The sequence below is a fragment of the Terriglobus sp. YAF25 genome (assembly GCF_052113305.1).
In the GTDB taxonomy this organism is placed as follows: domain Bacteria; phylum Acidobacteriota; class Terriglobia; order Terriglobales; family Acidobacteriaceae; genus Terriglobus.
Genome location: NZ_JBFRCY010000220.1, coordinates 1 through 7,989, shown reverse-complemented (window position 1 = coordinate 7,989; position 7,989 = coordinate 1). Strand labels below are relative to the sequence as shown.

Genomic DNA, 7,989 nt, shown 5'->3' with positions numbered 1-7,989 from the left:
AGGGCTTCACCCTAGGCTGGTATAGAGCGCACCTTTGGTGCTTACCGTCGCCAATTTCATCGTTGTGGCTTATCTCAAGAAGATACAGAAAGCGAAATACACCCAATTTCCCAAGAAAACTCAAACTTGAATTTGTCGATACAGCCTAGCAACTCGTTTCAACGCCACCATTCACCCTGTTACCACATCCTCCCCGGTAAACTAGAGGGGAATGTTTAGAAAGCTGTACTCAGACTGGATGTACGCGTGGGAGACGCGGCTCACCACGGCAGACACCAACCGCATTGTGCGTCCACTCGAATGGGGCTTTGACTGGCTGGCCGAGTGGGGAACCCATGTGGAGGAAGACCCGCTTGGATCGATGAAGGCCATCAACGGTCACATCGTCGCCAACGCCGAGGAGTTCTTCRGCTATCAGACGCCGACCGACTTCCGTCTGGAGAAGCGGCACCCGCAACTCTTTCCCACGAACGTACGTCCGGAGACGCTGGCGAAGGACGCACTGTGGAAGGCCAATGCCGAAGAGGGTCTGATCGAAGAGGCGGAGTTCCTGCGCTTTACCTCTGCCGTGCGCACCAAGTACCCGGAGAACGACCAGGTGAACGCACGTTGGTATCCGGCACCGGCCCATCAGGATCCCAAACGGCCGAAGCAGGCGATTATCGTCATGCCGCAGTGGAATGCCGATGCCTTCAGCCATAACGTTCTCTGCGATCTGTTCAACAAGTTCGGTGTCTCTGCCCTGCGGCTCTCGAAGCCGTATCACGACATCCGCAGGCCGGCAGAGCTCGAACGCTCGGACTACGCCGTAAGCTCGAACATCGGCCGCACCATCGAGGCGGTGCGGCAGGCCGTTGTCGATGTGCGGAGCTGTATCGACTGGCTGCAGTCACAGGGATACACGCACTTTGGCGTATTGGGAACAAGCCTGGGGTCGGAGTATGCATTTCTTTCCGCCGCCTTCGACGAGCGGTTGAAGGTCTGCGCCTTCAATCACGCCTCGACGAGCTTCGGCGATGTGGTGTGGCAGGGGCAGAGCACACGCCACGTCCGCGCGGCCTTTGAAGAAGCCGGCATGTCGCGGGAAGATGTGCGGGCCTGCTTCGAGGCGATCAGCCCGAAGAATTACATGGAGCAGTTTGCGCGCGTGAAAGACCGGCAGACGCTGGTCGTCTATGCGACCTACGATCTGACGTTTCCTCTGGAGTTTTCGCTGGAAGTACTACGGAGCTTTGAGCAGCGTGGAATTCCGCACACGCCTAAGGTGCTGCCTTGCGGGCATTACGTGGTGGGTGAGAAGCCATATGCATGGCTTGACGGCTGGTACCTCGGCACGTTCGTCTATCGAGCGTTCAAGCGCCTGCGTACAGCGGGTTAACCCTGGGAAGCGAATTGTTCAAGCAGTCTTCTTGGTGTGGCGATGCGCCCTGCCGAAGTGYGAAGCAAAGAGGCAAGGGAGCACAACCACAGCCACCAAACTGCAACCTAAGATAAGGTCCATCATATTGGTCAACGTATCCATCGGCGTCCGTCCCCCGTTGCTTTAGTGCAGCGGACGACTTTTGTGATGCATTCTTCTTCGACCGCGTCTACCTTGGTGTCCGAAAACGATACATACCACGGCGCCAACACCATAGTGACGCAACACAGGGCTAGAAGGAAATCATGCATTCAGGTGGCTCCTCCGAAGTTGGATTCGGTTCCTCTTTTGGGAGGATCGCTCGCTTCACAATCGGGCGGTATCGCCTGTGCGTGGGAGCGCGATGCGACTTTGGTGGCAGGCGCAGGCAAGGCTTCCGCGGGACTGGGGTCCGAGCCAGACTTTTGATGGCGCGGTTAAAATATCCGTATGCCGATCGACTTCAACGCATCTCTCGCCGCCTCTGACCCCGAAATCGCAACGATGGTCGAAAAGGAGGTCATCCGCCAGCACGAAGGTCTGGAGATGATCGCCAGTGAGRACTTCGTTTCGCGCGCTGTGCTGGAGGCCGCTGGAACGGTCTTCACCAACAAGTATGCCGAGGGGTATCCGGCGAAGCGCTACTACGGCGGGTGYGAGTTTGCCGATGTCGTTGAGAATCTTGCGCGCGATCGCGCCAGGCAGCTCTTCGGCGCCGATCACGCCAATGTGCAGCCGCACTCCGGCTCGCAGGCCAATGCCTCGGCTTACATGACCATCCTGCAGCCCGGCGATACCATCCTGGGCCTGGACCTGGCGCATGGTGGCCATCTCACCCACGGTCACAAGCTGAACTTCTCCGGCAAGCTGTATCGTGTCGTCGGTTATCAGGTGCGGAAAGACACCGAGGTTCTCGACTACGACGAGCTCGAAGCAACAGCCCTGCGTGAGAAGCCGAAGATCATCGTCGGCGGCGGATCGGCATATCCTCGCACCTTCGACTTCGCCCGCATGCGCGCCATCGCCGATAAGGTGGGCGCTTACTTCATGGTCGATATGGCCCACTTCGCCGGCCTGGTGGCAGGCGGCGTGCATCCTTCGCCGGTACCGCACGCACACTTCGTCACCACCACCACCCACAAGACACTGCGTGGACCGCGCGGCGGCATGGTGTTGTGCACGCAAGAGTTCGCACAGGGCCTCGACCGCTCTGTCTTCCCTGGCCAGCAGGGCGGACCGCTCGTGCATATCGTCGCTGCCAAAGCTGTCGCCTTCAAGGAAGCACTGCAGCCTGAGTTCAAGCTCTACGCCGCACAGATCGTTGCCAACGCCAAGGCGCTGGCCGAGGCGCTGCAGGGCGAGGGCTTCCGCATCATCTCCGGTGGCACCGACACGCACCTTATGCTGGTCGACGTTTTTGCCAAGGGCATCCTGGGCAGCGAAGCCGAAAATGCTCTGGGTGAGGCCGGCATCACGGTGAACAAGAACGCGATTCCGTACGACACCAATCCTCCCCTGAAGCCTTCGGGCATTCGCGTGGGCACACCGGCACTGACGACCCGCGGCATGAAGGAAGACGACATGCGCATCATCGCGAAGTGGATCGCCGAAGCTCTCGAGCACCGCAACGACGCGGACAAGCTGGCGAAGATCAAGGGCCAGGTCGGGGAGCTGGCAGAGAAGTATCCGCTGTATGGGTTCTTACGCGAGCCGGCGCTCGCGTAAGAACCGTTGAATGGTGGAATTGTTGAATAGTTTTCTTGCTTGTTCAGAGGGGCGAGTTTCGCTTAGGCGAGGCTCGCTCTTTTCGCATTCAGGTGAGGCTTGCCGTCTTCCCAGCCACACCATTCAACGATTCAACCATTCAACAACGAGCTACCCACCAGCACCCTGATAGCCCAAACCTCACAACAAGCCACAGACACCCTCAAAATAGAGGCCCCTCCGGATATTGTATCAAGTACGAACTAAATAGCAATAGCACTTCCGTCCAATGTTCGCGGGCGTCTTTCCGCTTTACGATTCTTAATCGCTGGATGGCCCGCAAGGATAAAGGGCCGGGCGACATGTGCGACGAATAACAATCCGTTTGCTGCTCTTCCTTCTGGTGGCCGTCCTCGGTTTTGAGTTGATGACCACCGCGTTCCACCTCCTGAATCTACCGAGCGATAAGGCCGTTTACGGCGGCATGGTGCTGCTCGTCTGCGATGCGGTGGTGGTGTGCTCTGCAACCTGGTTTCTCTGGAGGCGTTTATGACCATGTTTGACAACTTGCTTCAAACCACCGGCCGCGGCAATGGCCGCGACGACGACGACCACGGCAAACGCATGCTACGTTTTGCCTTGAAGTGGGGTGTTGTCCTCGTCATCGCGATCATCGTGCTGAACCTGTTCTTCAGCTACATCGTCAGCGTCACGCGTATCGGCGCCGGCTATGAGGGCGTGGAGATCTCGCTCTCCGGCTCGCAGCGTGGAGCGCAGGAGATTCCAATCCGTACCGGATGGGTCTTCTACAGCCCGCTGAAGTCGCAGATTGTCGAGTTCCCGACCTTTGTGCAGACGGTGAAGTGGAYGCAGGACGCTCATGAAGGCTCGGCGACCAACGAGCAGATGAGCTTCAACTCGAAGGAGGGCATGGAGATCTATGCCGACGTCTCGCTGAGCTACGCCATCGATCCGCCGCGTGTGCCTGACTTCTATGTGAAGTACCGGCTCAACGACCTGACACGCTTTACGCACGGCATTCTGCGCGATGTGGTGCGCAACTCGCTGAACGAAGTTGCCAGCACCTACACGGTGGAGGAGATCTACGGCGAACGCAAGGCTGAGTTCCTGGGCAAGGTGCAGGCCCTCATCCAGCAGAAGATGGATCCTGTCGGCGTTGGTATTCAGCAGTTCGGCTTCATCGGTGCTCCGCGGGTCCCCAGCGTGATTGCTTCAGCCATCACCGCGAAGGCGCAGGCCATCCAGAGCGCCGAACGTGCGCGCAACGAGCTGGCCGAAACGCAGGCCGAAGCCGCCAAGCAGATCGCCGCGGCCGAGGGTGAAGCCAAGTCCAGCGTGACACGTGCCCAGGGCGAGGCGGAGGCCAACCGCATCCGTCAGACCTCGATCACGCCTCAGTTGCTGGAGCTTCGCAAGCTGGAAAACCAGCGCGCCCTGATCGAACGCTGGAACGGTCAATTGCCCAGCGTGCAGACCGGCAACGGGCAGATGCTGATGGAGCTGCCCTCTGCGAGGTAGTTGATTGGTTGAATTGTTGAATGGTTGAATCGTTTCCTTGCTTGATTGGAAGGGGTGGGTTTCGCATATGCGAGGCTCGCCCCTTTTATCTTTGCGTATGGCGGCTTGCTGAAAGTGGCGTGAGCAACTCAAGTGAGTTGGAGGTGCATGGACTACCACCAATCCACGATTCAACCATTCAACGATTCCACCATTCAACCAAGTCCCTACACACGAGTCCCTGTTGGACACCACGACTCACTCGTGCTGCCAAAAAGACTAGTACGTCTCGACCAGTTCTTCTTCGCGGATGGGTTCCGCGGAGTTGCTGTCTTCGAGGGCGGCGAGGACGTTGGCGTCAAACCAGGCGTCGTGCGCTTCCACCACAGCAGCAACTACGGATTGTGGATTCATAACCATGCTGGCAGCTTAGCCAAGCCTGCAGCCGGGTGAAAGTATCGTTCCGGATTCTCCCGTTGACTCTCTTGGTGCGACAATCACAGCGGAATGCTTGCTTTTTTTGTCCTGGTTTCTGTCCTGCTGCTGGCGACCCTGATGCTGCCCAAGTTCCGGATTGGTGGTGGGCGGCGCGGCCAGATGTTGCGGTACGCACAACAGACCAGTGGTGACTTTCCCGATGACGAGATTCCCCAGGACTTTCCCTTCTCGATGACCGATGACCTGAACTGGGGCCAGGGCCGCCACTGCATCTTTTGGCGACAGGGCCTGAGCTACGTCATCGTGATGGACGCCGAGATCGGCTTCGGGCGCGAGAGACATCCACTGACCTTGATGGCCGCCCGGCATAACGCCGCAACCGGAGTGATCTGGTCGATGCCGCGCGAGATCGAGATGCGCGCCGAGGATGGATGGGTGGTGTTGTTGGAACGGGAGCGGAAGCTGCTGAGCACGGGACAGATTGAGGAGTTGAGGAAGTTGTTCCTCTCTAGTTCCTAGTTGGTTCCTGGTTGCTAGTTGGGCGGTCTTCCTTCTGAAAGGGCACCGGCCGGGTGTCCCACATCTGCGAAGCTTATGTGGGAGTATCGAGCGGAGCTCGATCCCTGAGACCCGAACAGAGAAGCAGATCCTTACGGGATGAGATAGATTCGCGCGTAGCGCGAATCCCCACATCTGCTCCGCGGATATGGGGCACCCAGTCCTACTGATCCAAGAAAAGACAAAGGCCCGGCATTCTGCCGGGCCTCCGCGCGAAGCGCCTTTGCCTGGACGGCCAGTCCCGGCTAGTCCCCCTCAGATGCGCATGGGCATGAGGATGTAGCGGTACTTGGAGTCTTCGCCGCTTTCTTCGGGGCGCATCTGGCCGGCGGACTGGGCGTCCTTGAATTCGAGGCGGACCTCGCCGGTGTTACCGATGGCTTTGAGGAAGTCCAGCAGGTAGGCGGAGTTGAAGCCGACGACCAGAGGATCGTAGCTGTAGGGAGTCTCGATCGTATCTTCCGACTCGCCCGAGTCGGTGGACGAGGAGGAGATCTTCAGCTCGTTCTGCTCCATGCGGATCTTGATGGCGCCGGAGCGCTCGTCGGCGAACTGGGCGACGCGCTGGATGGCTCCCATCAGGTCTTCGCTGCGGACAATGACGAACTTGTTGTTGTCGCGGGGCAGCACGGCCTCGTAGTTGGGGAACTGGCCGGTCAGCTTGCGGCTGGTCAGCACGCGTCCGCCGATGCGGAAGTAGAGGGTCTGCTCGTCGTCGGCGAACTCGAGGGTATCGTCTTCGGTGTTCGCCAACAGCGAGGAGAGCTCGCCCAGGCACTTGCGCGGGATGAGGGTCTTCTTCTCGCCAGAGACGCCGGAGATGGTCTCCCCGAAGCGCTCGATGTGAGCCAGGCGGTGGCCATCGGTGGCGACCATGGCCATGGACTCGGACTTGAGGACTAGCAGAGCTCCGTTGAGGGTGTAGCGCGACTCCTCGTTGGAGATGGCGAAGATGGTCTTGGAGATCATGCTGCGCAGGGCAGCGACGTTGACCTTCAGGGCGCCGGTCTCGGGAAACTCGGGAACGGTGGGGAAGTTGGCGCGGGCCATGCCCACCATCTTGGTGTTGGAGCGGCCGGCGCGGATCTGCACCCAATGGTTATCCATCAGCTTGATGCTGATCTCGCCCTCGGGCAGCAGCTTGATGTAGTCGTACAGCTTGCGCGCGGGGATGGTGCAGGCGCCTGGCTTCTTCACCTTGGCGGTGGTGGAGGTGCGCAGAGACTGATCGAGATCGGTCGCCGTAATGGTCAGGCGGTCGTCGTCCGCCTCGAACAGGAAGTTCGACAGAATGGGGATCGTCGTCTTACGTTCCACCACCGACTGTGCGGCCGTCAGCTCACGCAGCAGATCGCCGCGGGAGATAGAGATTTCGAGATTGCCGGAGGGAGCCGCGGATGCTGCAGCTTGAAGCGGGGTTGCGGTGGTCGTCATGGCAGAAGTGTCTCCCGATGGTGAAACCTTGACGTGCGTTTGGCAACACTGTACCAGTTCGTCAACACACGTGGAACAGCTTGATTGTAGCGAGGATTGCAGAAAGAAAGCAGTTGTGCAAAAAGGGGGTAAATGTTGAATGGTTGGATAGTTGAATGGTTGAATAGTGGCCGCTAGCGCGGGAAGAGCCAACTGACCCTATTTCGCCAGTTTTGGGCCTGACCCCACCCGGGGGGGTGCCCCGCCCTCGCAACGCTAGGGCGGGCGGGGAGCTACCCAACGCAGGGGCTTTTCGCGCTCTATTTCTCCAACTCCGCCTCAATCGCGGCGATCAGGGTCGGGTCGTCGGGCGTGGTATCCGGGGCAAACCGGGCCACTGGTTCCCCGGTACGGCTGATAAGGAACTTTTCGAAGTTCCAGAGCAGCTCCGGCGGCTGATTCGGCTCGGTACCGTAGTTGCGCAGATCACCCGCAAAATCGAACCCGGTGGTCGAGATCGCCTGCGGCAGAGCCTTTGTAAGTTCCTGATAGAGCGGGTGTTTCCCCGGGCCGGTTACGCCGATCTTGGCGAACATGGGAAAGCTGACGTCATAGGTCAGCGAACAGAACTTGGCAATCTCCTGGTTGGTGCCGGGCTCCTGCCCACCAAAGTCATTGGCGGGAAATCCGAGAACCACCAGGCCACGGTCTTGGAAGCGCTGGTACAGGGACTCAAGCCCCGTATACTGCGGCGTAAGCCCGCATTTGGAGGCGACATTGACGATCAGCAACACCTTGCCGACGTACTCGGCCAACGTGGTGGGCGCATGGGTGATGGTCTCCAACGGGATAGTCTGCAGATTTGCCATGGTGATTGGATGCTCCTGGTAGGAGTTAAAAGTTGCAAGTTAAAAGGTGAAGCGTTAAGGCAGGGACAGTAAAAGGGGATTGGCCCCACG

Annotated in this window: 8 protein-coding genes; 5 read left to right on the top strand and 3 right to left on the bottom strand. The window is 59.1% G+C overall.

Annotated elements, in window-relative coordinates; genetic code table 11:
- The first annotated feature begins 211 nt into the window (after positions 1-211).
- The 4 genes from AB4043_RS11105 to AB4043_RS11090 all read left to right on the top strand — a co-directional run bounded on the left by AB4043_RS11105 (position 212) and on the right by AB4043_RS11090 (position 4,642).
- Positions 212-1,378 (top strand): alpha/beta hydrolase family protein, encoded by a 1,167-nt coding sequence (locus AB4043_RS11105; RefSeq protein ID WP_442307066.1) that lies wholly within the window; start codon positions 212-214, stop codon positions 1,376-1,378.
- 471 nt (positions 1,379-1,849) lie between these two features.
- Positions 1,850-3,124 (top strand): serine hydroxymethyltransferase, encoded by a 1,275-nt coding sequence (glyA, locus tag AB4043_RS11100; RefSeq protein ID WP_442307065.1) that lies wholly within the window; start codon positions 1,850-1,852, stop codon positions 3,122-3,124.
- A gap of 343 nt (positions 3,125-3,467) precedes the next feature.
- The gene (locus AB4043_RS11095) at positions 3,468-3,656 is read left to right on the top strand and encodes a hypothetical protein (protein WP_442302545.1); all 189 of its coding nucleotides are present in this window, start codon (positions 3,468-3,470) and stop codon (positions 3,654-3,656) included.
- A 2-nt stretch (positions 3,657-3,658) separates the two neighbouring features.
- Positions 3,659-4,642 (top strand): SPFH domain-containing protein, encoded by a 984-nt coding sequence (locus AB4043_RS11090; protein WP_442307064.1) that lies wholly within the window; start codon positions 3,659-3,661, stop codon positions 4,640-4,642.
- 258 nt (positions 4,643-4,900) lie between these two features.
- On the opposite strand, the gene AB4043_RS11085 is transcribed toward AB4043_RS11090, so the two are convergent.
- Complete coding sequence (locus AB4043_RS11085) at positions 4,901-5,035, bottom strand: hypothetical protein (protein ID WP_442302543.1); 135 nt, start codon at positions 5,033-5,035, stop codon at positions 4,901-4,903.
- Between the two features lie 93 nt (positions 5,036-5,128).
- Here AB4043_RS11085 and AB4043_RS11080 point away from each other — a divergent pair, with 93 nt between their 5' ends.
- On the top strand, positions 5,129-5,578 hold the full coding sequence (locus AB4043_RS11080; RefSeq protein ID WP_442302542.1) for a hypothetical protein: 450 nt from the start codon (positions 5,129-5,131) through the stop codon (positions 5,576-5,578).
- 294 nt (positions 5,579-5,872) lie between these two features.
- On the opposite strand, the gene dnaN is transcribed toward AB4043_RS11080, so the two are convergent.
- Both dnaN and AB4043_RS11070 read right to left on the bottom strand, forming a co-directional pair.
- On the bottom strand, positions 5,873-7,051 hold the full coding sequence (dnaN, locus tag AB4043_RS11075) for a DNA polymerase III subunit beta (RefSeq protein WP_147646204.1): 1,179 nt from the start codon (positions 7,049-7,051) through the stop codon (positions 5,873-5,875).
- Between the two features lie 299 nt (positions 7,052-7,350).
- Complete coding sequence (locus AB4043_RS11070; protein WP_442302541.1) at positions 7,351-7,899, bottom strand: glutathione peroxidase; 549 nt, start codon at positions 7,897-7,899, stop codon at positions 7,351-7,353.
- Between the last annotated feature and the right edge of the window lie 90 nt (positions 7,900-7,989).